23 protein-coding genes are annotated in these 24320 nt (G+C 72.7%); 13 read left to right on the plus strand and 10 right to left on the minus strand.

Features of this window, described 5'->3' with window-relative positions:
- Positions 1 to 3: 3 nt before the first annotated feature.
- From ASG91_RS15815 to ASG91_RS15840, 6 genes are all read left to right on the plus strand, one after another.
- Positions 4 to 1092, plus strand: a complete 1089-nt coding sequence (locus ASG91_RS15815; RefSeq protein ID WP_157606381.1) for an energy-coupling factor transporter transmembrane component T — start codon at positions 4 to 6, stop codon at positions 1090 to 1092.
- Positions 1089 to 2768, plus strand: a complete 1680-nt coding sequence (locus ASG91_RS15820; protein ID WP_056923587.1) for an ABC transporter ATP-binding protein — start codon at positions 1089 to 1091, stop codon at positions 2766 to 2768. The genes ASG91_RS15815 and ASG91_RS15820 overlap by 4 nt, the downstream gene beginning before the upstream one ends.
- Complete coding sequence (locus ASG91_RS15825) at positions 2768 to 3616, plus strand: ECF transporter S component (protein WP_056923588.1); 849 nt, start codon at positions 2768 to 2770, stop codon at positions 3614 to 3616. Before ASG91_RS15820 ends, ASG91_RS15825 begins: the two co-directional genes overlap by 1 nt.
- Positions 3613 to 4968, plus strand: a complete 1356-nt coding sequence (locus ASG91_RS15830; RefSeq protein WP_056923589.1) for an FAD-binding oxidoreductase — start codon at positions 3613 to 3615, stop codon at positions 4966 to 4968. Before ASG91_RS15825 ends, ASG91_RS15830 begins: the two co-directional genes overlap by 4 nt.
- Positions 4969 to 5098: 130 nt before the next feature.
- A complete protein-coding gene (locus ASG91_RS15835; protein ID WP_056923590.1) occupies positions 5099 to 5635 on the plus strand; it encodes an NUDIX hydrolase family protein in 537 nt (178 codons plus the stop codon).
- A gap of 124 nt (positions 5636 to 5759) precedes the next feature.
- Positions 5760 to 7313, plus strand: coding sequence for an RNA polymerase sigma factor (locus ASG91_RS15840; RefSeq protein ID WP_056923591.1), 1554 nt, complete (start codon positions 5760 to 5762; stop codon positions 7311 to 7313).
- A gap of 37 nt (positions 7314 to 7350) precedes the next feature.
- Here the strand turns inward: ASG91_RS15840 and ASG91_RS15845 are convergent, their stop codons facing one another.
- On the minus strand, positions 7351 to 8094 hold the full coding sequence (locus tag ASG91_RS15845; protein WP_056923592.1) for a 1-acyl-sn-glycerol-3-phosphate acyltransferase: 744 nt from the start codon (positions 8092 to 8094) through the stop codon (positions 7351 to 7353).
- Between the two features lie 104 nt (positions 8095 to 8198).
- Here ASG91_RS15845 and valS point away from each other — a divergent pair, with 104 nt between their 5' ends.
- Positions 8199 to 10820 (plus strand): valine--tRNA ligase, encoded by a 2622-nt coding sequence (valS, locus tag ASG91_RS15850; RefSeq protein WP_056923593.1) that lies wholly within the window; start codon positions 8199 to 8201, stop codon positions 10818 to 10820.
- On the opposite strand, the gene ASG91_RS15855 is transcribed toward valS, so the two are convergent.
- From ASG91_RS15855 to ASG91_RS15865, 3 genes are read right to left on the minus strand one after another with little or no spacing between them, the layout of a single operon-like run.
- On the minus strand, positions 10751 to 11452 hold the full coding sequence (locus ASG91_RS15855; RefSeq protein WP_235543609.1) for a hypothetical protein: 702 nt from the start codon (positions 11450 to 11452) through the stop codon (positions 10751 to 10753). The genes valS and ASG91_RS15855 overlap by 70 nt on opposite strands.
- Before the next feature lie 49 nt (positions 11453 to 11501).
- Positions 11502 to 12110, minus strand: a complete 609-nt coding sequence (locus ASG91_RS15860; RefSeq protein ID WP_157606382.1) for a TIGR03086 family metal-binding protein — start codon at positions 12108 to 12110, stop codon at positions 11502 to 11504.
- On the minus strand, positions 12107 to 13114 hold the full coding sequence (locus tag ASG91_RS15865; RefSeq protein ID WP_056923595.1) for a sigma-70 family RNA polymerase sigma factor: 1008 nt from the start codon (positions 13112 to 13114) through the stop codon (positions 12107 to 12109). The genes ASG91_RS15860 and ASG91_RS15865 overlap by 4 nt, the downstream gene beginning before the upstream one ends.
- 240 nt (positions 13115 to 13354) lie before the next feature.
- Here ASG91_RS15865 and ASG91_RS15870 point away from each other — a divergent pair, with 240 nt between their 5' ends.
- Genes ASG91_RS15870 through ASG91_RS15890 form a run of 5 tightly spaced genes read left to right on the plus strand, consistent with a single transcriptional unit; the run spans position 13355 to position 17436 of the window.
- Entirely contained in the window at positions 13355 to 14068 is a 714-nt protein-coding gene (locus ASG91_RS15870; RefSeq protein WP_056923596.1) for a DUF4129 domain-containing protein, read from the plus strand.
- The gene (locus ASG91_RS15875) at positions 14065 to 14556 is read left to right on the plus strand and encodes a hypothetical protein (RefSeq protein ID WP_056923597.1); all 492 of its coding nucleotides are present in this window, start codon (positions 14065 to 14067) and stop codon (positions 14554 to 14556) included. The genes ASG91_RS15870 and ASG91_RS15875 overlap by 4 nt, the downstream gene beginning before the upstream one ends.
- Complete coding sequence (locus ASG91_RS15880) at positions 14553 to 15542, plus strand: MoxR family ATPase (RefSeq protein ID WP_056923598.1); 990 nt, start codon at positions 14553 to 14555, stop codon at positions 15540 to 15542. Before ASG91_RS15875 ends, ASG91_RS15880 begins: the two co-directional genes overlap by 4 nt.
- Positions 15539 to 16915 carry a DUF58 domain-containing protein gene (locus ASG91_RS15885; RefSeq protein ID WP_056923599.1) on the plus strand — a complete coding sequence of 459 codons (1377 nt, stop codon included), beginning with the start codon at positions 15539 to 15541 and terminating at the stop codon, positions 16913 to 16915. Before ASG91_RS15880 ends, ASG91_RS15885 begins: the two co-directional genes overlap by 4 nt.
- Entirely contained in the window at positions 16915 to 17436 is a 522-nt protein-coding gene (locus ASG91_RS15890; RefSeq protein ID WP_056923600.1) for a hypothetical protein, read from the plus strand. The genes ASG91_RS15885 and ASG91_RS15890 overlap by 1 nt, the downstream gene beginning before the upstream one ends.
- A gap of 158 nt (positions 17437 to 17594) precedes the next feature.
- Here the strand turns inward: ASG91_RS15890 and clpX are convergent, their stop codons facing one another.
- The 5 genes from clpX to ASG91_RS15915 form a co-directional block, all read right to left on the minus strand.
- A complete protein-coding gene (gene clpX, locus ASG91_RS15895; RefSeq protein WP_056923601.1) occupies positions 17595 to 18869 on the minus strand; it encodes an ATP-dependent Clp protease ATP-binding subunit ClpX in 1275 nt (424 codons plus the stop codon).
- A gap of 196 nt (positions 18870 to 19065) precedes the next feature.
- On the minus strand, positions 19066 to 19683 hold the full coding sequence (locus ASG91_RS15900) for a hypothetical protein (RefSeq protein WP_056923602.1): 618 nt from the start codon (positions 19681 to 19683) through the stop codon (positions 19066 to 19068).
- Between the two features lie 106 nt (positions 19684 to 19789).
- A complete protein-coding gene (locus tag ASG91_RS15905) occupies positions 19790 to 20467 on the minus strand; it encodes an ATP-dependent Clp protease proteolytic subunit (RefSeq protein ID WP_056923603.1) in 678 nt (225 codons plus the stop codon).
- A gap of 11 nt (positions 20468 to 20478) precedes the next feature.
- Positions 20479 to 21114 (minus strand): ATP-dependent Clp protease proteolytic subunit, encoded by a 636-nt coding sequence (locus tag ASG91_RS15910; protein ID WP_056923604.1) that lies wholly within the window; start codon positions 21112 to 21114, stop codon positions 20479 to 20481.
- A gap of 166 nt (positions 21115 to 21280) precedes the next feature.
- A complete protein-coding gene (locus ASG91_RS15915) occupies positions 21281 to 22576 on the minus strand; it encodes an MFS transporter (protein WP_082594232.1) in 1296 nt (431 codons plus the stop codon).
- An 81-nt stretch (positions 22577 to 22657) separates the two neighbouring features.
- Between ASG91_RS15915 and ASG91_RS15920 the strand changes: the two genes are divergently transcribed.
- Positions 22658 to 23746, plus strand: a complete 1089-nt coding sequence (locus ASG91_RS15920) for a LacI family DNA-binding transcriptional regulator (RefSeq protein ID WP_056923605.1) — start codon at positions 22658 to 22660, stop codon at positions 23744 to 23746.
- A gap of 15 nt (positions 23747 to 23761) precedes the next feature.
- On the opposite strand, the gene ASG91_RS15925 is transcribed toward ASG91_RS15920, so the two are convergent.
- Positions 23762 to 24271, minus strand: a complete 510-nt coding sequence (locus ASG91_RS15925; RefSeq protein ID WP_056923606.1) for a hypothetical protein — start codon at positions 24269 to 24271, stop codon at positions 23762 to 23764.
- Positions 24272 to 24320 lie beyond the last annotated feature (49 nt).

Below are 24320 nucleotides of genomic sequence, written 5' to 3' on the forward strand. Positions count from 1 at the left end.
CTCGTGCGCACGGCAGGCTCCCCGCTGGCCCGACACCTCCACCCGGTCGCCTGGTGGGTGTGGGCGATCGGGCTGGCGGTGGCCTGCTCCCGCACCAGTAACCCCCTGTTGCTCCTGCTCGCCGTGACCGTCGCCTGCCTCGTGGTCGCGGCCAAGCGCGGCAGCTCCCCGTGGGCGCGGGCGTTCCGGCTGTACCTCGTGCTCGGGGCGGTGATCATCGTCCTGCGGGTCCTGCTGCACGTCGTGGTCGGCTACAAGCTCGGCAGCACCCGGCTCTACACCCTGCCCAGTGTCGAGCTGCCCGGCATCACCCTCCTCGGCCCGCTCTACCTCGAGGGGCTGCTGGCCGCGGCGGTCGAGGGTCTGCGGCTGGCCAGCCTGATCGCCTGCATCGGCGCAGCCAACGCGCTGGCCAACCCCAAGCGCCTCCTGCGGGCGCTGCCGAGTGCGCTGCACGAGATCGGCACCGCCGTCGTCATCTCGGTCACGGTCGCACCGCAGCTGGCGGAGAGCGTCCAGCGGGTCCGGCGCGCCCGGGTGCTGCGGGGCGAGGGTGGCACCGGCCTACGGTCGGTCGGCCGGGTAGCGCTGCCGGTCCTCCAGGACACCCTCGACCGGTCGCTCTCGCTCGCCTCGGCGATGGACTCGCGCGGGTACGGGCGCCGGACCGAGCAGTCGCCGGCCACGCGGCGGGTCACCGCCGCCCTGACCCTCACCGGGCTGCTGGGCGCCGGTATCGGGATGTACGGCCTGCTCGACAGCACGGCGCCGGCGGCCATCGGCCTGCCCATGCTCGTCCTCGGCCTCGCCCTGTCGGCGATCGGCCTGCGGGTGGGCGGCCGCAGCGTGCAGCGCAGCGTCTACCGGCCCGACCCGTGGGCGCTGCCCGAGTGGCTCGTCGCCGCCTCGGGCCTGCTGGCCGCCGTCCTCGTGGTCGTGCAGTCCGCCCGTGCGCCGGGCACCCTCGTCCTCCCCGTCGACCCGCTTGCTGCCCCCGCGTTGCCGCTGCTGCCCGTCCTCGGGATCCTCGTGGCCGCCCTCCCGGCGTTCGTCGCCCCCGACCCGCCGGTGGCCCGGCGAGGAGAGCCATGAGCGGCCCCGTCGACCCGCACGCCCCCGTCGTCTTCGACCGCGTCACCATCCGGTATGCCGATCGCCCTCGTCCCGCGCTCCGCGCGGCGTCGTTCGCCCTCCAGGAGGGTGAGCTCGTCGTCGTCACCGGCCGAACGGGCTCGGGCAAGTCGACCCTGCTGGGCGCGGTCAACGGCACCGTCCCCCACTTCACCGGTGGCCACCTCTCGGGCCGGGTGTCGGTCTTCGGCCGGGACACCCGCAACCACCGGCCGCGGGACCTCGCGGGCGTGGTCGGCGTCGTGCGCCAGGACCCGTTGGCAGGCTTCGTGACGGACACCGTGGAGGAGGAGCTCGCCTACACGCTCGAACAGCTGGCGCTCGACCCGGCAGCCATGCGCCGCCGGGTGGAGGAGGTGCTCGACCTGCTGGGCATCGCCGACCTGCGCGACGCGCCGTTGCGCGACCTCTCGGGCGGGCAGCAGCAGCGGGTGGCCATCGGGTCGGTGCTCACGGCCAGCCCGCGCCTCCTCGTGCTCGACGAACCCACCTCGGCCCTCGACCCGACCGGCGCCGAGGAGGTGCTCGCGACGCTCTCGCGGCTGGTGCACGACCTCGGCCTGACCGTCCTGCTCTCGGAGCACCGGCTGGAGCGGATCGTCGGGGCGGCCGACCGGGTCATCGAGGTGCACGACGACGGCACGGTCAGCGACGGCCGACCGAGCGACGTCATGGCCACCTCGGCCCTCGCGCCACCGGTGGTCCACCTCGGACGCTGGGCCGGCTGGGACCCGCTGCCCCTGACGGTCCGGGATGCCCGGCGTGCAGCGACTGGACTCCGCGCCGACCTTTCCCGCAACCTGGGCGCCCCGGGGGGTGCTCAGGTTGCGGGAGTGGAGACACACCCCCTCGGGCCTGAGCGCCTCATCGCCTCGGCCGTCTCGGTCACCCACGGCACGGTGGCCGCGGTGCGCTCGGTGGACCTGTCCCTGCGTGACGGTGAGCTCGCAGTCCTCATGGGCCGCAACGGTTCTGGCAAGTCCTCGTTGCTCTGGGCCCTGCACGGCAGCGGCACCCGCAGTGACGGTGCGGTCACCGTCGTCACGGCCACCGGCGCACGGGTCGACCCCGCCGCCGAGGCTCCGCGCACCCGGCGCGGCCACGTCGGGCTGGTCCCCCAGAGCGCCCCGGACCTGCTCTACCTCGACTCGGTGCACGCCGAGTGCCAGCAGTCCGACCACGAGTCGGGAGCCGCACCGGGCGCAACGCGCGCCACGCTCGACCGGCTCGCACCCGGCATACCGGACGACCACCACCCGCGCGACCTGTCCGAGGGGCAGCAGCTGGCCCTCGTGCTCGCGATCCAGCTCTCCGCGTCTCCGGGGGCGCTGCTCCTCGACGAACCCACCCGGGGGCTGGACTACCCCGGCAAGGCGGCCCTGGCCACCGTCCTGCGCGATCTCGCCGCAGGGGGGACCGCGCTGGCGGTGGCGACCCACGACGTGGAGTTCGCCGCCACGGCGGCCGACCGGGTCGTGGTGCTGGCCGAGGGGAAGGTCGTCGCGGACGGGCCGGCCACCGACATCCTGTGCGACTCCCCCGCGTTCGCACCACAGGTGGCCAAGGTGCTCGCCCCGGCGCGAGTGCTGCGCCTCGACCAGGTGCTGGGCGCCGCCACCAGGCTCGGGGCACCCTGATGGCCACCCCGATGCGCGCCATCGCCCTGCGTCCGCGCTCCACGGCGGCGCTCGTCCTGGTGTCCGTGGCCGGGCTGCTGGCCTTCCTCTGGCCGCTCTTCGCGACGGCCGGCTCGCGGCTCGGCCAGCACGCCGACGCCCCGCTGGTCTTCGCGCTCCTGCTGCCGCTGCTGATGGCGGTGGTGCTGTTCGAGATCAGCGAGGGTGGCCTGGACGTCAAGGCGGTGGCGATGCTTGGCGTGCTGTCGGCGGTCGGTGCTGCGCTGCGCCCGCTGGGCGCCGGCACTGCCGGGCTCGAGACGGTCTTCTTCCTGCTCGTCCTGGGGGGCCGGGTCTTCGGTCCCGCCTTCGGGTTCGTGCTCGGCTCGACCACGCTGTTCGCCTCGGCGCTGGTCACCGGTGGGGTCGGCCCGTGGCTGCCCTACCAGATGCTCGGTGCCGCCTGGGTGGGTCTGGGCGCCGGCCTGCTCCCGCGGGTCCCCGGGCGCTGGGAGCTGCTCCTCCTGGCCGGCTACGGCGCGGTGGCCGGGCTGCTCTACGGGGTGGCGCTCAACTTCTCGTTCTGGCCGTTCGCCAGCGGGTTGGCCAGCGACCTGTCGTTCGTCGCCGGTGCCGCACCGTGGGAGAACCTGCGGCGGTTCGGGCTCTTCTCGCTGGCCACGTCGGTCTGGTGGGACGTCGGGCGCGCGGTCACCAACGTCGTCCTCATCGCCGTCACCGGGCGGGCTGTCCTGGGCACGCTGCGCCGGGCCTCGCGACGGGCCGCCTTCGACGCGGACGTGGAGTTCGCCGACGTGGAGCTCGCCGACGCCGACGAGCCGGCCACGCGGCATACGCTGCACGGGTGAGCACGCCCACCTCGCTGCCCATCCGCACCGTCACCGACCCCGACGTCAAGGCGACCTACGCCGTCGACCAGTCGGTGGGCGCGGTCGCCCCGGCCGACTTCGAGGTCGTGCGCGCGCGGGACCTCGGTGACGTCGTCGAGGTGATGCGGTGGGCCCACGAGACCCGGACGCCGGTCGTGCCACAGGGCGCGCGCAGCGGCCTGACCGGCAGCTCGGTGGCGATCGAGGGCGGCGTCGTCCTCAACACGGAGGGCCTCGACACGATCACCACGGTCGACCAGCTCGAGGGCCTGGCCGTGCTCGGGCCGGGCGTCGTCACCAAGGCGCTCAAGGACGCGGCGGCCGCCGAAGGGTTGTTCTACCCACCCGACCCCGCCAGCTCGGCGTTCTGCACGGTCGGCGGCAACGTCGCCACCAATGCCGGCGGCCTCTGCTGCGTGAAGTACGGCGTCACGGCCGACTACGTCCGCGCCCTCCAGGTCGTGCTGCCCGGCGGGGAGGTCATCCGCACCGGCCACCGCACCGCGAAGGGGGTGGCCGGCCTCGACCTCACCGGCCTGTTCGTCGGGTCGGAGGGCACGCTCGGGGTGGTCACGGAGGTCACCACCCGCCTGGTGCCCGCGCCCGACCCTGCCCTCACCGTGCTGGCGACCTTCGACTCGCTCGACGCCGCCTCCGTGGCGATCGTCGCCCTGCGCCGCGAGCGGCACGTGCCCTCGCTGGTCGAGCTGCTCGACCGGGCCGCGGTGGCGGCCGTGCAGGCGCTCGCGGACTACGGCTTCCCGCAGGACTGCGCGGCGGTGCTGCTCGTGCAGTCCGACCGCCCCGACCACACCAGCGAGGACGTGCAGCGGTATGCCGCGTTGCTCACCGACGCGGGGGCCGTGGACGTGGCCGTGGCGGACGACCCGGCGGAGGCCGACCTGCTGCTCGCGGGCCGCCGTGCGCTCAGCCCGGCCCTGGAGGCCAAGGGCTCGCGCTACCTCGAGGACGTCTGCGTCCCCGTGGGTCGGCTGACCGACCTGATCCGCATCGGTCAGGGCATCGCCGCCACCCACGGTGTCGAGATCGTGATGGCCGGCCATGCCGGGGACGGCAACCTGCACCCGAGCATCTTCTTCGACCCGGCCGACCCGACCAGCCGGCAGCGGGCCCACCAGGCGTTCTCCGCGATGGTCACGGCGGCCCTGCAGATGGGCGGCACGATCACCGGCGAGCACGGGGTGGGCACGCTGAAGGCGCCGTGGCTCGCGCAGGAGCTCGGCCAGCCCGAGCTCGAGCGCCAGCGCGCGGTGAAGGCGCTCTTCGACCCGCGCGGAATCCTCAACCCCGGCCGGGTCTACTGGTCCTGACCCAGTCACAGCTTTATCGGGTCTAGGGACTTCGTTGACCCTCGCACGACTTCGCAACCGGGGTGAAGGTCAACGTTCCTGCTTGACCCGATAAAGCTGGGACTGGGGGGTGACTGGTAGAAACAGGGTCATGAGCAACCTCGAACTCGACCGCAGTGAGGCCTGGTTGACCCGCGAGGAGCTCGACGCCGCCCGCGAGCGGCTGCCCATCCTCTACGTCGACGCCGTCCCGGTGCGGGTCGACGAGCGCGGGGCCGTGAGCGCGGTCGGCCTGCTCCTGCGCGCCTCCGACGGGGCGATCAACCGCGAGCTCGTCTCCGGCCGAGTGCTCTACCACGAGCGGGTCCGCGACGCCCTGATCCGGCACATCGAAAAGGACCTCGGGCCGATGGCCCTGCCCCAGGTCCCCGCCAGCCCGCAACCCTTCACTGTGGCGGAGTACTTCCCGACACCCGGTGTCACGCCGTTCCACGACCCTCGCCAGCACGCGGTGTCGCTCGCGTTCGTGGTGCCGGTGGCCGGTGACTGCCAGCCGCAGCAGGACGCCCTCGACCTCGCCTGGCTGACCCCCGAGGAGGCCGTGGCACCCTCGCTCCTCGAGGAGATGGACGGCGGGCACGGTGTGCTCCTGCGCCAGGCGATGGCCCACCTGGGACACCCGCTCTGAGCGCGGCCGGGCCCGGCCGAACCCACCTTTGTACGGCTGAGGTCGACGGTTGCGCGACCTCATTCGGCCAACATCGGCCGAACGGATGACGCGTATTCGCACGCAAGAGGACGAAACTGGGTACGTGCCGGGGGAAATCGCCACATACCTCCACGGCGCCCAAGGGGGCGTCGCGGACGATTTCGCACGCCTCCACGCGGCCACCAACCCGGTGCTGCTGCGCTACCTGCGGGTGACTGCCGACGGCGACCACGCCGAGCTCGCCCGCGCGGCCTGGACGACGGCGTTGCCCCAGCTGCAGGTCTGCCCCCCTGACGACGACGCCTGGCTCGAGCTGGTCGTGGGCGCTGCCCGCACCGCCGTACTGGCCGGAGACGGCGCCTCCTCGCTGGCACCAGCAGGCACGTCGGAGAGTCCCTCCGACGTCGAGCCCGAGGCCCTCGGCCGGGCCATCGCAGCACTGCGCGCCTGCCCGCCGGCAGAGGCGGAGGTCCTGGCCATGGGTGCCGTGGCCAACCTCGGCCGCGAGGCCGTCTCGCGACTGACCGGCCTCGAGCCCAACACCGTCCTGGCCCTCGTGCGCCAGGGCCAGCAGCACCTGCCCGTGACGCTCGAGGTGCTGATCGACTCCCTGCGGGTGCCGGCGACTCCGAGCGAGCTCGCCGACCTGCCCTTCGCCGCTGGGCTGTTCGCGGCGGGGTTCCCCGTGGTGCTCAGGCCAGTGGCACCGGCCGCAGCGACTTCGGCTGCGCCGGCACCGGCACCGGCTGCGGTTGGCGCGTTCGGCGCCGCAGCCGCCGCGGGACCGGCCGTGGTGCCGGTCGGGGCGCTCCAGCAGCCGTCGGTCGTCGACATCCACAGCCTGCAGTCGTCCGCCCCCGCCAGCGCCCAGCGGACCCTCGGCACCCCCAGTCGGTCGGCCCGGACCGCCGCCGCAGCCGCCGCGTGGCTGCTCGCCGTCGGCGGCATCAGCACGGCCGCGGCCATGAGCGGCCTGCTCAGCGTGGCCATCGACGGCGTCCTGGGCCGGGACCGCGGTCCACTCGTCACGGCCGACGGCCCGGTGGTCCCCGGCCCGCTGCCCTCCACCCCGGGTGACACACCCTCGCCCGGACGGGTGCCCACCCCCACGCCAACGAAGCCCGCCACCGGCCCGACCGACTCCGGCGGAGGTCAGGACGGCAGCGGCGGCACCGACGAGGTCGTGAGCCCGCCTCGCGGGACCGGGGTCCAGGTCGTGGTCGCCGTCTTCCACCCAACCCCCCAGACGCCGTCGACGCCCGTCGACACCCCGACCCCCACGCCCACCGAGCCGCCCGTCACGCCCACCACTCCGGAGGTCCCCACCCCGCCGAAGCCGCGGCCGCCCGTGGTGCCCGCGGGCAACGGGGAGGGCAACGGGCACGGCAAGGGCCAGGCCATCGGGAAGGGCAGCGGTAACGGCCGGGGCAACGGCACCGTCAAGCCGGCCGTCAGCGGGAACGGCCACGGCAAGGGCCACCCCAAGCACCAGGGCAAGCACCTCGCCAAGGGCCACGCCAAGCACCACGGTAAGCACCTCGCCAAGGGCCACGCCAAGCACCTGACCAAGGCGCAGGCCAAGGCGCACGCCAAGCACCTGACCAAGGCGCAGGCCAAGGCGCACGGCAAGGGCCACACCAACCAGGGCAAGCGCTAGTCCGCTCGCCGCCGCGACCCTGCGAAGGCGGCCCGCCTCAGTGGCTGCTGCGCCGGCGCCGGTCGGCCCGGTCCATCTCCTCGGCCTCGTCGACGGTGGGTGCGGTGCCCCCGAGGCGGACCGGCAACAGGTGTCGCTCCGCGTCCGGCCAGTGCGGGTAGCGGTCCTGGTCGGCGCGCAGCTGGGCGTCCATGGCGGCCCGCACCCGAACCGTGGCCAGACCCGGCTTCTCGTCGGCGCCGACCACGATGGGTGCGCCGACCGTGATGAAGAGGGGTATGCGGTGCCGGCCCATCTTGCGCGGCTGGCCCTTGGTCCAGACCCGCTGCGAACCCCAGATCGTGACCGGCAGGATCGGCACGCCGGCCTCTTGCGCGAGGCGGACGGTGCCGGACTTGAAGGCCTTGAGCTCGAAGGACCTGGAGATGGTGGCCTCGGGGAAGACGCCGATGATCTCACCGCTGCGCAGCGCGTCGCGCGCGGCGTCGAACGACCCCAGACCGGCCTCGCGGTCGACCGGGATGTGCTTCATCCCCCTCATCAACGGGCCGGCCACCGGGTTCGACCAGATCGACTTCTTGGCCATGAACCGTACGTAGCGCCCGGCCTTCACACCGACCAACCCGGCATACGTGAAGTCGAAGTAGCCGGTGTGGTTGATCGCCATCACGGCACCACCGTGACGCGGCACGTGCTCGGTACCGGTCATCGTGATCTTGAGGCCCTGGGCGGCGAACAGCGCTCGGGCCAACCCGATGACCGGGGTGTACACGGGTTCCATGCCGCAACCCTATGTGGTGGTCGTCGACGGCCCCTAGGGGTGAGCCCGCGGCATACCCGTATCCCGTTGGTCACCACTGGTGAGGGGATGGGAAGATTGACGCCATGACCGATGCACCCACCACGTCCGGCGCCGCCACGATCCCCGACAAGCCCTCCATCGAGGGGCTCGAGGACAAGTGGGCGCAGGTATGGCGGGAGCAGGGCACCTACACCTTCGACCGGGCCACGGCGCTCGCCCAGGGGCGTGAGTCGGTCTTCTCGATCGACACTCCCCCGCCGACCGCCTCGGGTTCCCTGCACATGGGGCACGTGTTCTCCTACACGCACACCGACTGCATGGCCCGGTACAAGCGGATGCAGGGCCTGGAGGTCTTCTACCCGATCGGCTGGGACGACAACGGCCTGCCGACCGAGAAGCGGGTCCAGAACTACTACGGCGTGCGGGGCGACGCGTCGCTGCCCTACGTCGAGGGTTTCGAGCCGCCGCACCGCGGTGACGCCAAGAGCCTCAAGGCCGCCGACACCCTGCCGATCTCCCGGCAGAACTTCATCGAGCTGTGCGATGAGCTCACCGTCGAGGACGAGAAGGCCTTCGAGTCACTGTTCCGCCGGATGGGCTTCAGCCTCGACTGGGACATCAGCTACCGCACCATCGACGACCACTCCCGCGCGACGGCCCAGCAGGCCTTCCTGCGCAACCTCGCCCGCGGTGAGGCCTACCAGTCCGAGGCGCCCGGCCTCTGGGACGTCACCTTCCAGACCGCGGTCGCCCAGGCCGAGCTCGAGGCCCGCGACTACCCCGGCGCCTACCACCGGGTCGCCTTCCACGGCGCCGACGGCCCGATCCACATCGAGACGACACGGCCCGAGCTCATCCCGTCCGCGGTCGCGCTGATCGCCCACCCCGACGACGAGCGGTATGCCGCGCTGTTCGGGACCACGGTCCGCTCACCATTGTTCGGGGTCGAGATCCCGGTGGTGGCCCACCCCGCGGCCGAGCCCGACAAGGGCGCCGGCATCGCGATGTGCTGCACCTTCGGCGACCTGACCGACGTGCTGTGGTGGCGTGAGCTGCAGCTGCCGACCCGGTCGGTGATCACCCGGTCCGGACGCATCCAGGCCGAGACGCCCGAGTGGCTGGCCGGCAGCCCGGGTGAGCAGCTGTTCGCCGAGCAGGTCGCGGGCAAGACCACCTTCAGCGCCCGGGAGGCGATCGTCACCGCGCTGCGCGAGTCCGGCGACCTCGACGGGGAGCCCACCCCGACCCAGCGCAAGGCGAACTTCTACGAGCGCGGGGAGAAGCCGCTCGAGATCGTCACCTCGCGGCAGTGGTACATCCGCAACGGTGGCCGCGACGCCGACCTCAACGCCGAGATGATCGAGCGCGGCCGGCAGGTCGACTTCCACCCCGCCTTCATGCGGGCCCGCTTCGAGAACTGGGTCAGCGGTCTCAACGGCGACTGGCTGGTCTCCCGCCAGCGTTTCTTCGGCGTGCCGATCCCGGTCTGGTACCCGCTCGACGACCAGGGCGAGCCGGTCTGGGACAAGCAGCTCGTGCCCTCCGAGGACCAGCTGCCCGTCGACCCGGCCGCGCAGGCGCCCGAGGGCTACGACGAGTCGCAGCGCGGGCAGGCCGGCGGCTTCGTCGGCGACCCCGACATCATGGACACCTGGGCCACCTCGTCCCTGACGCCGCAGATCGCCGGGCGCTGGCGCGACGACCCCGAGCTGTTCGCGGGGGTGTTCCCGATGGACGTCCGCCCGCAGGGGCACGACATCATCCGCACCTGGCTGTTCTCCACCGTCGTGCGCTCGCACTTCGAGTTCGGCTCGGTGCCGTGGCGCAACGCCGCGCTGTCCGGGTGGATCCTCGACCCCGACCGCAAGAAGATGAGCAAGTCCAAGGGCAACGTCGTGACGCCCGAGGACGTGGTCAAGGAGCACAGCACCGACGCCGTCCGCTACTGGGCGGCCTCGGGCCGGCTCGGCGCCGACGCCGCCTACGACACCGGGCAGATGAAGGTCGGCCGCCGGCTGGCCATCAAGATCCTCAACGCCACGAAGTTCGCGCTCAGCTTTGGTGAGGTGGATGGCGACCTGGCTGCTGCGGTGACCAACCCGCTCGACCGCGCCGTGCTCGCCCAGCTCGGCGACGTCGTCACGAAGGCGACCGCGGGCTTCGAGGCGTGGGACCACACCCGTGCGCTCGAGGTCAGCGAGACCTTCTTCTGGACGTTCTGCGACGACTACCTCGAGCTCGTCAAGGACCGCGCCTACGGCGGGCAGGGCGACGGCGAGGCCGCGTCCGCGCGGGCTGCGCTGCGCATCGCGCTCGACGTGCTGCTGCGGCTGTTCGCGCCGATGCTGCCCTACGTCACCGAGGAGGCCTGGTCGTGGTGGCACGAGGGCTCCGTGCACCGGGCCCCGTGGCCGACGGCTGCTGACGCCGCAGCCGGCGACGGGGGCGACCCCGCACTCCTGGCCGCCGTGGGCGAGGCCCTGGCCGGTGTCCGCAAGGCCAAGTCCGAGGCGAAGGTCGGCATGCGCGCCGAGGTGGCGTCGATCGTGCTGGCCGGACCGGGTGCGTGGACCGACCACGTCCGGCTCGCCGAGACCGACCTGCGGGCGGCAGGCCGGATCACCGGGACGGTCGACTACGCCGAGGCCGAGACGCCCGAGGTGCGCGACGCGGAGCTGATCCCGGTGGCGAAGCCGAAGGCCTGAATCCGACGGGTTCCGTTGGGCTGCACCGCGATCCACGGCACGTCCCACCCGGCGATCCGCAGCTCACGGCTGGCGAACCTGCCCTCGTCCAGCAGGGTCACCTGACCCGTCGCCGGGTCGTAGACGTCGAGCACCCGGTCGCCGTCACCCGGGAGGACCAGCGTGACGTGGCGCGGCAGCAGGCCGTTGCCGATGTAGAGCAGGGCCGGCTCGCCGTCGGCGACGACCTCCACGAGGCGCGCGTGCGCGTCCCGCAGCGCGCGCCGGGTGAGCTGCCGGAGCACCCGCAGCTCGTAGTCGGTCCCCCGCCGCGACGCCCCGAACTCGAGCTCCTTGCGAGCACCCCAGGGTGGGGTGCCCAGCGACCGGGGCCACGGGACGTTGAGCCGGCCGCCGCCGGAGAACAGCCGGTTGGTGCGCCCCATCACGACCCGTTCGTATGCCGCGAAGCGCTCCTTCTCGGTGGCGCCGGGTGGGGCGTCGGCCCGTGGGCCCTCACCGGAGGTGATCCACCGCGCGAAGACCGGGTTGACCAGCATCCTGGCCACCGTCAGGCAGGCCGAACCACACGTCACCGGGGACTGCTGGACCGGCCCGATGTCACCGCTGCGCAACCGGTACCCCGAGGACATGGCCTCATCCTCGCGGGTGACGCCGCAAACTTCCACCAACGGCGCGCGGTCACCAGCAGGTCGACCGACCGGCGTGGGCCAGGAGCCGGGCGGCAGGCGTCGCCCAGTCCGACAGCTCGACCGGTTGACCGAACCGAATCGGCCGGTCGGCGTCGGTGATGTGGTCCCGGGCGACCGGCCACAGGTCCATCGCCAGAGCCGGGGGGATCGAGCGGGGCCGGCCGATCGACTCGGCGACGTCCCAGCCGTGCAGGGCGATCTCCAGCGCCCCGACCGCCCCGAGGAGCTCCCGCGACAGGCTCAGGTCACCCAGCCGCACCGGGCCGGCCGGCACGTCGTCCTCGGGGTGCCAGTGCGCGAGCAACCCCCGCGCCCGGTGGCAGATGCTGTCGAGCAGGTCGGCGTCCTCGGTCGGCGGGACGGGCGGCACGAGGCTGAGCGAGGTGGCCCGGGCCGCCGCGACCATGGCCTCCAGCGAGTCGTCCATGTGCGTGAGCAGGTCGTGGAGCAGCCACCCCCGGCACGGAGTGCGCCGCCCCAGGTCGGCCTCGGTCACCAGGACCAGGCTGGTCCGGGTGTAGCCGATCGCCCGCTCGAGCAGCTCGACGGCCCGCGGTGGCCGGCTGTGGCCGGCCGCGCTGGACACCGGCTGCCTCACGTCGGGCCGGAGTAACCGGCCGGGAGCGAGGCGGGCAGGCCGAAGGTCTCGAAGAGCGTCAGGTCGAAGAAGGCGGCGACGTGGCTGACCCCACCCGAGGCGTCGAGGGTGAGCACCTGCAGGTGGAAGGGGGTGAACGTGCCGTCGGGCTGGCGCATGTAGAGGCCGAAGGCCGGCTGGCCGTTGGCACGGGTCGCCACCATCGGCATGTCGTGGCGTTCGCCGGGGCACTGGGTGTCGATGAGGCGGCCGATGTTCTCGGCACCGGTGTACCAGCCGGTGAACGGGGGCATCTCCCAGACGGCGTCGCGGGTGAGCATCGCGACGATGGCGTCGACGTCCTTGTCCCAGAACGCCGTGACGTAGCGGTCGAGCAGCTCCTGCTGCTCGGCGTCCAGCTCGGCGGGCACCTCGTCCTGGCTGACCTTCGCCTTGGCGATCTGGGCGTGCGCGCGCTGCAGGGCGCTGTTGACCGCGGCCTCGCTCGTCTCGAGCGCCTCGGCGACCTCGGAGGCCTTCCAGCGCAGGACGTCGCGCAGGATCAGCACCGCGCGCTGCCGGGCCGGCAGGTGCTGCAGGGCAGCGACGAAGGCCAGCCGGATGCTCTCGCGCTGCGCGACGATCGTGGCCGGGTCGCTCGCGTCGCCCGCGACCAACGGGTCGGGCGCCGGCTCCAGCCAGGACACCTCGGTCGACTCCACGAGCCGGTCGGCGGCGTCGCTGGAGGGCGTACCCAGCCCGGCCGGGAGCGGCCGTCGGTCCTTGCCCTCGAGCGCCGTGAGGCACACGTTCGTGGCGATCCGGTAGAGCCAGGTCCGCACCGACGACCGGCCCTCGAACGCCGCGTAGGCGCGCCAGGCGCGCAGGTAGGTCTCCTGCACGAGGTCCTCGGCGTCGTGGATCGACCCCGTCATCCGGTAGCAGTGCGCGGTCAGCTCGCGCCGGTAGCCGTCGGCGGCCTCCGGGAAGTCCTGCACGTCCACCCGCTCGCGCACCTCGGTCATGGGGTCCTCCTCCGTCGTCCGACCACTGGCCAGCCCTGCGCACCCTGCCCACCTTGGCACACCGGTGCGACAGCCACACCGGTGCGACCTGGCTCCAGGGCACCTCACACCGGGCCACGTGGCACCAGCGCTACAGGGACAGACCGGTCCTCCTCCGAAAACTCATCGGTCCGTAACGAACTGTGTGCGATCTGCCCGGTTCGCTCGACTCCACGGGTGCCGTTGCTAGGGTCGACCATCGTGAACCAGCGTGGTGTGGCCGTGGGTGTGGGGGCAGGAGCGACGCTGCTGCTGGCTGCCTGGGTGTCCGGTGCGGGTCCGGTCGGCGTCTTCGCGCGCAAGGACTTCTCGGGCAAGGAGTCGGGCACGCCCGGCAAGGACTTCGGCGCCGTCACCGCCCCGCCGAGGAGGGGGAACGGCCTCAGGGGCGCGGACGTCCGGCACGGCGACCCGTGGACCGTCACCCTGGTCGAGCTGGCCCTGAAGCTGGTCCTGGTGGTCGTCGTCGTCATCGTCCTCGTCGCCATCGGCCGGGCCCTCCTCGACCGCTGGCGCACCCGCGAGGTCACCACGGACCAGGTGGCCGCGGTCGACGTCGTGCCGGAGGTGCTCCTCGAGGCCGCGCTCGAGGGAGAGCGCCAGCTGTCCCGGGGCACGCCGGCCAACGCCGTGATCGCCGCCTGGGTGGCCCTCGAGGACGCCTGTCGCGCCGCCGGCGTCCGGGACGATTACTCCCGCACCGCAGCCGAGCTCGTCACGGCGGTCCTGCGCTCGCACCGCGTCGACCGCGCGCCCCTCGACACGCTCGCAGCGCTCTACCGCGAGGCCAGGTTCTCCACCCACCCGATCGGCGAGGACCAGCGCACCACCGCCCGCGAGGCCCTGGTGCAGGTGCAGGCCGATCTCCGACGCACCATGGCGCGGCTCGCCCAGGCGAGGACCGTCAGCCGGTGATCCGCCGTCTCGCGGGCCTGCCCCCCGCCCAGCTCTTCCTCGTCGTCCTCGGCGTGACGGTGGCCATCGGCGCGCTCGCGGTGTCGGTGACGGCGCTGGGCAACGTGGGCATGCTGATCGCCTCCGCCGCCCTGCTCGCGGCGCTGGCCATCGTGGCCCAGTGGCTCTGGCAGGCGCGCCAGTCGACGGACTGGGACAACACCTTCACCGAGGCCGCTGCGCCCCGCGGCGTCGACTCCCGCATCAGCCGGCTCGCCGGCGACGTGCGCGAGGCCGGCACCGGCGCCCCCGCCCCGAGCGCCCGTCTCCACGCCACGCTCAGCAGCCTGGCCACCGAACGGCTCCGCAGCCGCGGCGACGGGACCCTGACCGACGGCGCCGCGGTCCTGGGTCCCGACCTCGCGGCATACCTCGCTGCACCCCCGACCACCCGCCTCACCGCCGCCCAGCTCGCGGCGTTCACCACCACCCTGGAGGAGCTCTCGTGACCCTGACCCTCGACGAGGTCGCCGCCCGCGCGACCGCCATCCTCACCGAGGTCGAACGTGCCGTCGTCGGCAAGCGCCAGAGCCTGGAGATCGTGCTCTCCGGCATCCTCGCCGGCGGCCACGTGCTGATGGAGGACTTCCCGGGGCTGGGCAAGACGCTCGCGGCGCGGTCGTTCGCGCAGGCGCTGGGGCTCGACTTCGCGCGGGCCCAGTTCACGCCCGACCTGCTGCCCAGCGACCTGACCGGGTCGTTCCTCTACGACCAGCGCAGCCACGAGTTCACCTTCCGCAAGGGGCCGCTGTTCACCGGGCTGCTGCTCGCCGACGAGATCAACCGGACGCCCCCCAAGACCCAGTCCGCGCTGCTCGAGGCGATGCAGGAGGGGCAGGTGACCGTCGAGGGCGAGACCTTCGTGCTGCCCAAGCCGTTCCACGTGCTGGCCACGGCGAATCCTGTTGAGTACGAAGGGACTTACCCCCTTCCCGAGGCCCAGCTCGACCGCTTCCTGCTGCGGGTGAGCTTCGGCTACCCGACCCCGGCCGACGAGTGGGAGGTCCTCCAACGACGGATGGCGCGCCAGCAGGAGGCCCAGGTGGTCGCCAGCGTGACCGACGGGGCCGGCCTTATCGAGATGCAGCGGGCCGTCGAGACGGTGACCGTCGACGCGGGTGTGGGCCAGTACTGCGTGCGACTCGTCGGCGCGACGCGCACCCACCAGAACCTCCTCATGGGTGCCTCGCCGCGCGCCTCGCTGGCGCTGCTGCTGACGTCCCGCGCGTATGCCGTGCTGCGCGGCCGCGACTACGTCACCCCCGAGGACGTCAAGGCGGTGGCGCACGCTGCCCTCGACCACCGCGTCACCGTGCGTCCCGAGCTGTGGATGAACGACGTCTCCGCGGCCAGCGTCGTCGACAGCGTGCTGTCCTCGGTGCCGATCCCGGCGGCCACGGAGACCGGCCCGCGGACTGGTTTCGAGCGTCCGTGACCACCTCACCCGGGCGCCGGCTGGAGGCGCGCTGGCGCGTGACCTCGGCCCACCTCCGGGCGCTGTTCCTGGGGCTGCTGCTGGCGGGGATCGGCGTCCTGCTGCGTCGGCCCGACGCCCTGGTGATCGGTGCCCCGCTGCTCGTCGTCGGGCTGTGGGCCACCGCCAGCCGCCCCAGGTCCGCGCCGACCGTCGTCGCCAGGCTGGTCCACCCCCTCCTGCGGGAGGGGCAGGCGACCAGGTGGCGGGCCACGATCTCGCCCGGCCCTGGCATCGAGGAGGCCGGGCTCGCACTGCTGCCGACCCCGCACACCGAGTACACCCCGGGGCACCGCACCACGGCGACCGCCTTCGCCCGTGACGACCAGCCCCGCTCGCTCGAGGTCATCTGCCGGAGCACGCGATGGGGTCGGCGACCCCTGGGGCCCGCGATCCTCGCCGTGAGTGGGCCGTTCGGCGCCTTCCGGTGGGAGCCACCGGCGGTGTCCCTGCCCGCCATCCCGACCGTCCCCCTCCCCGACACGTTCTCGGCCCGGGTCCCGGTGCCCCACCCCGACGGCCTGGTGGGCCAGAACCGCTCGCACCACCAGGGTTCCGGTGGCGAGCTCGACCAGATCCGGCCGTTCCGGTTCGGCGACCGGCTCCGGCGGGTGCACTGGCCGGTCTCGGTCCGCACCGGCGAGCTCCACGTCACCGCGACCCATGCCGACCAGGACACCGAGATCCTCCTGCTGGTCGACGCCATGCACGACATCGGGCAGAGCACCGGCATCGAGGGGTCGAGCAGCAGCCTCGACAACGCCGTCCGCGCCGCGGGCGCGATCGCGGAGCACTACCTGCGCAGCGGCGACCGGGTCGGGCTGCTGGTGCTCGGCTCCCGCGACACCCCGCACGTCACCGCGGCCGCCGGGAGCAACCACCTGCGCCGCCTGCTCGACGTCCTCGCCCGCGTCACCGTCGCCGACGGCACGGTCAGCGACGAGAAGCGGCTCCGGTCCCAGCTGCGCCACCACGTCTCGGCCGGCACGCTTGCGATCGTCCTCACCCCGGCCGTCTCCCCCGAGGTGCTGGCCCACGCGGTCGCGCTGGCCCGACGCGGCATCTCCGTCGTCACGGTCGACACGCTGCCCGCCGAGCTGGCCTCCCCCGGCATCCCGCAGGAGTCGCTGGCGCAGCTCGCCTCGACCGCCGACGAGCACCCGACCGAGACCCGGTTGGCCTGGCGGCTGCGGCTGCTCGAGCGGCACCGGGAGATGACCAGGGCGCGCGAGGCCGGCGTACCGATCGTTCCGTGGGCCGGCCCCGGCACGCTCGACCTCGTGCTGCGCGACCTGGGCCGGCGGTCACGGGCGCCGAGGGTCGTGAGCCGCTGATGTCGCGCTCCCAGCTGGTGCTGCGCGGTCTGCTGACGGTGGCCTCGCTGACCTTCCTCGCCCTCACCCTCGCCTGGTCCCCCCACCCGATCGTCGTGCTGGCAATCGGCATCGTCGCGCTCACCGTGTACGCCGCCGTCGAGCCGGACTCCGGGCTCGTCACCGTCCTGCTCGGGGCGCAGGCACTGCACTGGGCGGCGGCCGTCCCCGTGCCGACCACCACCGGGGCGTGGGTGGCCCTGCTCGGCGCCGCGTGGTCGGGACTGGTCCTGCACCTCACCGCCAGCCTCGCGGCCAGCCTGCCGGGTCCGGCCCCCGTCCCCGTCCCGAGCCTGCGCCGCTGGGCCCGTCGTGGTGCCGTCGTGGCCGCGGCCACGGTGCCGGTGTGGGCGGTGGCGCTGCTCGCCGGGCAGGAGAGCGCCCGGGGTCAGGTCTCCCTGACGTATGCCGCGATCGCCGCCATCGCGCTGCTCGCGTTCGCCACCTGGCTGCTGAGCCGCGAGGACCGCCCCCGCCCCTGACCCACCCCGACTTCTGGCCACCCATGCCGCTCCGGGGTGCCGAAAAGGGGCGCACACCCGGCACCGGTGGCCAGAGCTGGGTGCCACACCAGGGCAGACGTGAGGGGCCGTCCGGCGAACCGGGCGGCCCCTGGCGTCTGGGCTGGGGTCGAGCTCTCTCAGGCGGAGCGCTTGCGGGTGCGCTTGGGCTCCTCGTCGCGCCGCACGATGGTCGGCAGCACGTTGTCGAGGACGACCTCACGGGTGACGACCACGCGGGAGATGCCCTCGTCGCTCGGGACGTCGAACATCACCGGCATGAGCACCTCCTCCATGATCGCGCGCAGGCCGCGGGCACCCGTGCCGCGCTTGAGGGCCTGGTCGGCGATGGCCTCGAGGGCGTCGTCGGTGAACTCGAGCTCGACGTTGTCGATCTCGAACATCTTCTTGTACTGCTTCACCAGCGCGTTGCGCGGCTGCGACAGGATCGTCACGAGCGAGGCCTGGTCGAGCGGGCTGACCGTGGTGATGACCGGCAGGCGCCCGATGAACTCGGGGATGAGCCCGAACTTCATGAGGTCCTCGGGCATGACCTCGTGGATCGAGTCGGCCAGGTCCTTGGGCGTGTGGAGCTCGGAGCCGAAGCCCAGGCCCTTCTTGCCGTTGCGCGACTCGATCAGCTTCTCGAGGCCGGCGAACGCCCCACCCACGATGAACAGCACGTTCGTGGTGTCGATCTGGATGAACTCCTGGTGGGGGTGCTTGCGACCGCCCTGCGGCGGGACCGAGGCGGTGGTCCCCTCGAGGATCTTCAGGAGCGCCTGCTGGACGCCCTCACCGGACACGTCGCGGGTGATGCTCGGGTTCTCGGACTTGCGGGCGATCTTGTCGACCTCGTCGATGTAGATGATGCCCGTCTCGGCCTTCTTGACGTCGTAGTCAGCGGCCTGGATCAGCTTGAGGAGGATGTTCTCGACGTCCTCGCCGACGTAGCCGGCCTCGGTCAGGGCGGTGGCGTCGGCGATCGCGAACGGGACGTTGAGCATGCGGGCCAGGGTCTGCGCGAGGTAGGTCTTGCCACAGCCCGTGGGGCCGATCAGCAGGATGTTGGACTTCGCGATGTCGACCGACTCGGCGTCCTTCTTGCCGGCCGTCTCGCCCGCCTGGATCCGCTTGTAGTGGTTGTAGACCGCGACGGCCAGCGCGCGCTTGGCGACGTCCTGGCCGATCACGTAGTTCTGGAGGAAGTCGAAGATCTCGCGGGGCTTGGGCAGCTCGTCGAGGCCCAGCTCGGAGGACTCGGCCAGCTCCTCCTCGATGATCTCGTTGCACAGGTCGATGCACTCGTCGCAGATGTAGACCCCGGGGCCGGCGATGAGCTTCTTGACCTGCTTCTGGCTCTTTCCGCAGAACGAGCACTTCAGCAGGTCGCCGCTCTCTCCCATGCGTGCCACGCGACGTCCTCCGGTCTGTCTGACGAACCTGTCTGACGAATCTGCCCGACGGTGTGCGGTCCACCTCGGACCGGCAACGCCCCGACGCTACAGCGCAGGACACCGCCTTCGCTCCATTGAAACGGTCGAGTCGCCGGTTCGTCGCGCTTGTCCGCTGAGGGCGGACAACACGCCGCAGGGGCGCCGCGACCCGTCCTCACTCCCTGCGGTGACCACGCTGGACCACGACGACCAGGGCCACTCCCAGCCCGAGCGCGAGGGCCAGCCCGCCGAGCAGGGGGACCAGCCAGGCCCGTTCCGACCCCGGGGCGACGGCGCCGGGAGGCTGCCCGCTCGGGGACTCGGGCAGCGCCTGCGCCGGGGCCTGCCCCGGACCCGCCACCGCCTCGACCTCCCCCACGAGACGGGTGTCGGCCGGCGCCGTGCCACCGCAGAGGTTGGCCCACAGCTCCTCCCCACGCTCCTGCGCGAACACGACGTACTCGCGGCCCGGCTCGAGGCCCTCCAGCCCACAGCTGGCGCCGTCCGCTGCCGAGCCGACCCAGGTGGTGGGGGCCACCGTGCCCCGGTAGACCTCCGCGACCGTGAACCGATAGCTGCGCGCGGGTGCACCGGAGGACGGTTCGGCCAGCCCCGCTGGCTCCGCGACGTCCCCGAGCGTGCCGCGCAGGACGACGTCGGACCGGTCCACGAGCTGCGCCGGCGTCGCGGCGGCGCACGAGCACGCCCACGCGGGGGCGGTCGGCAGCACCAGGAGGGCGGCGAACACCAGCGGGACGACCAGCAGCGCGCGCTTCATGACGGTCGGACGCACCCCACCAGTGTGCCGTTCCCCACCCCGGGACGCAGGTATGCCGCCCGCTCTGGCGAGCGGGCGGCATACCTGGTGGCGCGGTGTCGGGGACGAGGCCCGGGGCGGGTCAGTCCGCGAGGGTGCCCTTGCGCGAGAGCAGGACCTCGTCGATCAGGCCGTACTCGACGGCCTCGGCCGCGGACAGGATCTTGTCGCGCTCGATGTCGTTGCGGACCTGCTCCGGGGTGCGACCCGAGTGCTCGGCCCAGGTCTCCTCGAGCCAGGTGCGCATCCGCAGCACCTCGTTGGCCTGGATCTCGATGTCGGACGCCTGGCCGTAGTCGCCACCGACCAGCGCGGGCTGGTGGATGAGGATCCGGGCGTTCGGGAGGGCGAACCGCTTGCCCTTGGCGCCGGCCGACAGCAGCACCGCGGCAGCCGAGGCGGCCTGGCCGATCACGAACGTCTGCACGTCGGGCTTGATGTACTGCATCGTGTCGTAGATCGCGGCCATCGCCGTGAACGAGCCACCGGGGCTGTTGATGTACATCAGGATGTCGCGGTCGGGGTCCTGGGACTCCAGCACGATGAGCTGCGCGATGACGTCGTCCGCGGACGCGTCGTCCACCTGCACGCCGAGGAAGATGATGCGGTCCTCGAACAGCTTGGTGTAGGGGTCGAGCCGCTTCATGCCGTAGGAGGTGCGCTCCTCGAACTGGGGCAGGATGTAGCGGCTGGACGGACCCGGCACCTGCAGGCCGCCGCGGCCGGCCGAGTGCATCGAGGGGTTGATGTTGGCGTTCATGTGTCGATCCCTCACTTGTCCCCGGTGACCGGGTTGTCGTCGCTGCCACTGCGGCCACCGGCCTGGGCGGCGCTGCTGAACACGTGGTCGACGAAGCCGTACTCCTTGGCCTCCTCGGCACTGAACCAGCGGTCGCGGTCGGAGTCCTTCTCGATCTGTTCCTTGGTCTGACCCGTGTGCTCGGCGATCAGCTCGGCCATCTGCTTCTTCACGTAGAGCATCTGCTCGGCCTGGATCTTGATGTCCGAGGCCGTGCCGCCGATGCCGCCCGAGGGCTGGTGCATCATCACGCGGGCGTGCGGCGTGGCGTAGCGCTTGCCCTGGGTGCCGGCCGACAGCAGGAACTGCCCCATCGACGCGGCCATGCCCATCGCCACGGTCGCGACGTCGTTGGGGATCCACTTCATCGTGTCGTAGATCGCCATGCCCGCGGAGATGGAGCCGCCGGGGCTGTTGATGTAGAGCCAGATGTCCTTGCTCGGGTCCTCCGCGGCGAGCAGCAGCAGCTGGGCGCAGATCGCGTTCGCGTTGTCGTCGCGCACGTCGGAGCCGAGGAAGATGATCCGCTCCTTGAGCAGACGGTTGTAGATGTGGTCGTCCAGACCACCCTGCGGGCCCTCGCCCGCGCCGTGAATCTCGTTCACCATGTCTCCATCACTTGAGGTCCTTGCCTGTCAGTGACCCTAACGCGGTCATGGTGGGCAGAAGTCCCCGATCCGCTCCATGTTCGCCCTGAGCGCACAGGACTCAAGTGCGGGGCGGGCCGGCGTCCGGACCGGTATGCCGTCCGGCCGGGCCCCGTGGCGAACTCCCTCAGCTGGCCGCGTGGCCGCTGCGTGCCGACTCCTCGGCCGGCTCACCAGCCGAGTCTGCGGCCGAGTCACCAGCAGCGTCGCCCGAGGGCCGGCCGGCCAGCTCACGGGTCGCCGGGATGACCAGCATGGCGAGCGCCACGATGACCGTGACCACCGCGAGCGAGCGCAGCACGGTGAAGCGGTCGCCGAGGAAGCCGAGCAGCGGCGGACCCGCGATGAAGGCGGTGTAGCCGATCGTGGCCACCACGGACATCCGGGCACCGGCCCGCGCCGGGTCGTCGGCGGAGGCGGAGATCCCGACCGGGAAGCCCAGCGAGGCACCCACACCCCAGATCGCGGCACCCACGTAGGCCACCGGCGCGTTGCCGAAGATCACCAGCACCGAGCCGAGGGCAGCCATCGCGAAGGTGGCCCGCAGCACCGGCACCCGGCCGTGCCGGTCGAGCAGCCGGGTCCCCAGGATCCGGCCCAGGGTCATGAAGGACAGGAAGACCGCGAAGGCGAGCACGCCGGCCCAGTTGGGCAGGTCGTGACCCTCGACGAAGCCGACCGCGATCCAGTCGTTGGCGATGCCCTCGGTGGACGCGGCCGCGAGGACGACCAGGCCGATCATCAGGGTGCGCGGCTCGAGCCAGGCCGACCGCGGCGCGACCACGGCGGCGTCGTCGACGACCTGCGCTGCGTCGGTGTCGACCTCGACGTCGCGCGGGAGGAACGCCCGCAGCGCCCACGCGGCGACGAGCACGGTCACCACGACCGCGCCGAGGAGGTGCGGCACCAGGGTCACGCCGGACCACGACATCAGCGCCCCGACGAGCGCGGCGCCGACGGTGCCACCGGAGAAGGCGGCGTGGAAGTGCGGCATGACCGTGCGCCCGAGCAGCCGCTCGACGGCAGCGCCCTCGAGGTTCATCGCGACGTCCCAGAGGCCGACCCCGATGCCGAGGAAGAACAGGAAGAGCGCCATCAGGGGCCGCGACTTCGCGACGTCCACCGCGACTCCGATGCCGGTCAGCCCGATCGAGGCCACCACCACACCCACGACCACGGCCCGGGCCGCCCCGATCCGGTCGGCGACCCGCCCGGCGAACGGGAGGGTGAGCACCGAGCCGACGGAGGCGGCGAAGAGGGTCAGGCCCAGCTCTCCGGCGGAGAGCCCGAGCGCCGCCTTGCTGTCGGCGATCCGCGACGCGAAGGACGAGAAGGTGATGCCGGCGAGCGCGAAGACCACGAAGACGGCGTTGCGGGCGGCCAGCACCCGGTGCTGGGGAAGGGCGAGGGAGGAGGTCGTCACGGAGGTGCTCTCGGCGGTCGGTACGGAGGGAATCTGCGGATCGAATCGATTCGGTCGAATCGATTCGATAGTCTGTCGTCCATGAGCCGTCCGCGTCAACCTCGTCCCACCCTGCGCGCCGTGGCGCAGGCCGCGGGCGTGTCCACGTCGACGGCCTCGCTCGCCTTCAGCGGCAAGGGCCCCGTGGCACCGGAGACCGTCGCCCGCGTGCGCGCCGCCGCGGAGGAGCTCGGGTACGCCGGGCCGGACCCCCTCGCGTCGTCCCTGCGGCAGGGGCGCTCCGGCGTGGTCGGCGTCGTCGTCGAGGGCCGGCTGCTGCACGCCTTCCGCGACCCCTTCGCCGTCAGTGTCCTCGACGGGCTCTCCCAGGTGCTCGACGAGATCCCCGCCGGCATGCTGCTCATCGCCCAGCCTGCGGGCACCCCGGAGCGGGCCATCACCCAGCTGTCCGCCACCGCCCTCGACGCGGTGGTCTTCTCGCTCTGCGGTCCCGACACGAACCCGGCGGTCGATCACCTGGCCGCCCGCGGCATACCGATGCTCGGGGACGGCTCACCCGCCGACCCGCGCATCACCCACCTCGCCCTCGACAACCGTGGCGCCACGGTCGAGCTGGGCCGGCACCTGGAGTCGCTGGGTCACCGCCGGGTGGCGCACGTGATGATGCCCCTGCGACACGACTCCGTGACCGGACCGGCCAGCCTGGCGGACGTCGCTGCCGCCGAGTTCGCCGACACCCGCGACCGGGCGCTCGGCTTCCTCGACGTCTTCGGCGATGCGGGCGGGGTGCCGAGCGCGCCCTCCGGCCTCGTCCAGACCTCGATCCCCGACGTCGAGCAGGGCGCCATCGCCGCCCGCCTCTTGCTGGACGTTCCACAGGCCCAGCGACCGACGGCCGTCGTCGCGCAGTCGGACCTGCTCGCGATGGGGGTGGTCCGGGCGGCCGAGGAGCTGGGGCTCCGGGTGCCCGACGACCTGAGCGTGACCGGGTTCGACGGCGTGGAGCTGCCGTGGTTCCCCGGCACGCTGACGACCATCGACCAGCACGGCGGCGCCAAGGGTCGGCTGATGGGCGAGATGCTGCGCAGCCTGCTCGACGGTGACCGGCCCGACGACGCCGTGCAGCGCACCGACCTGCGGATCGGCACGACCACGGCACCGGTCGGCTAGGTCACCCGGACGCGGTCAGGACCGCAGGATGCTGACGCTCTGCTGGGCCTCGGCGGTCTCGCCGTCGGCCTGCTCGGCGAGCTCGGCCTGGCGCTCGGCCTCCCGCTCGGCCTCGGCGGCCTGCGCCGCCTGGACCGCCTTCGTGGCCTCGGACGGCTCGGCCACGACGTGGACGGTGATGTAGCGACCCTTGTCGTCCACCGTCACCGCGGCCTGGAAGTCCATCAGGCTGTCGGTGCACGACACGAAGTGGGCCTCCCAGGCCGTGTCGGCCGCCACGGTCTGCCACAGCCGCTCCAGGCCCATGCCGGCCTCCCACGGGAGGACGCCGTCGGCGCAGCGGCAGACCCCGATGACCAGCTGGTCGACGTCGTCGGTGTGGCCGAGCTCGACATCGCCGAACAACCGGCTCTCGGTCAGGGCAGCCTGCAGCGCGTGCCGCAGGTGGGTGGCGAGTGCGGAGTCAGCCGGGCTGGCATTCTCCTGCACCGCGAGCCGCAGCTTGTTGAAACTCGTGACGTCCATGCCTCATGGTCGGGCGCGGCGGGGCTCCAGGAAATCACCCAAATGCAGT

The sequence above is a fragment of the Phycicoccus sp. Soil802 genome (genome assembly GCF_001429605.1).
GTDB lineage: Bacteria > Actinomycetota > Actinomycetes > Actinomycetales > Dermatophilaceae > Pedococcus.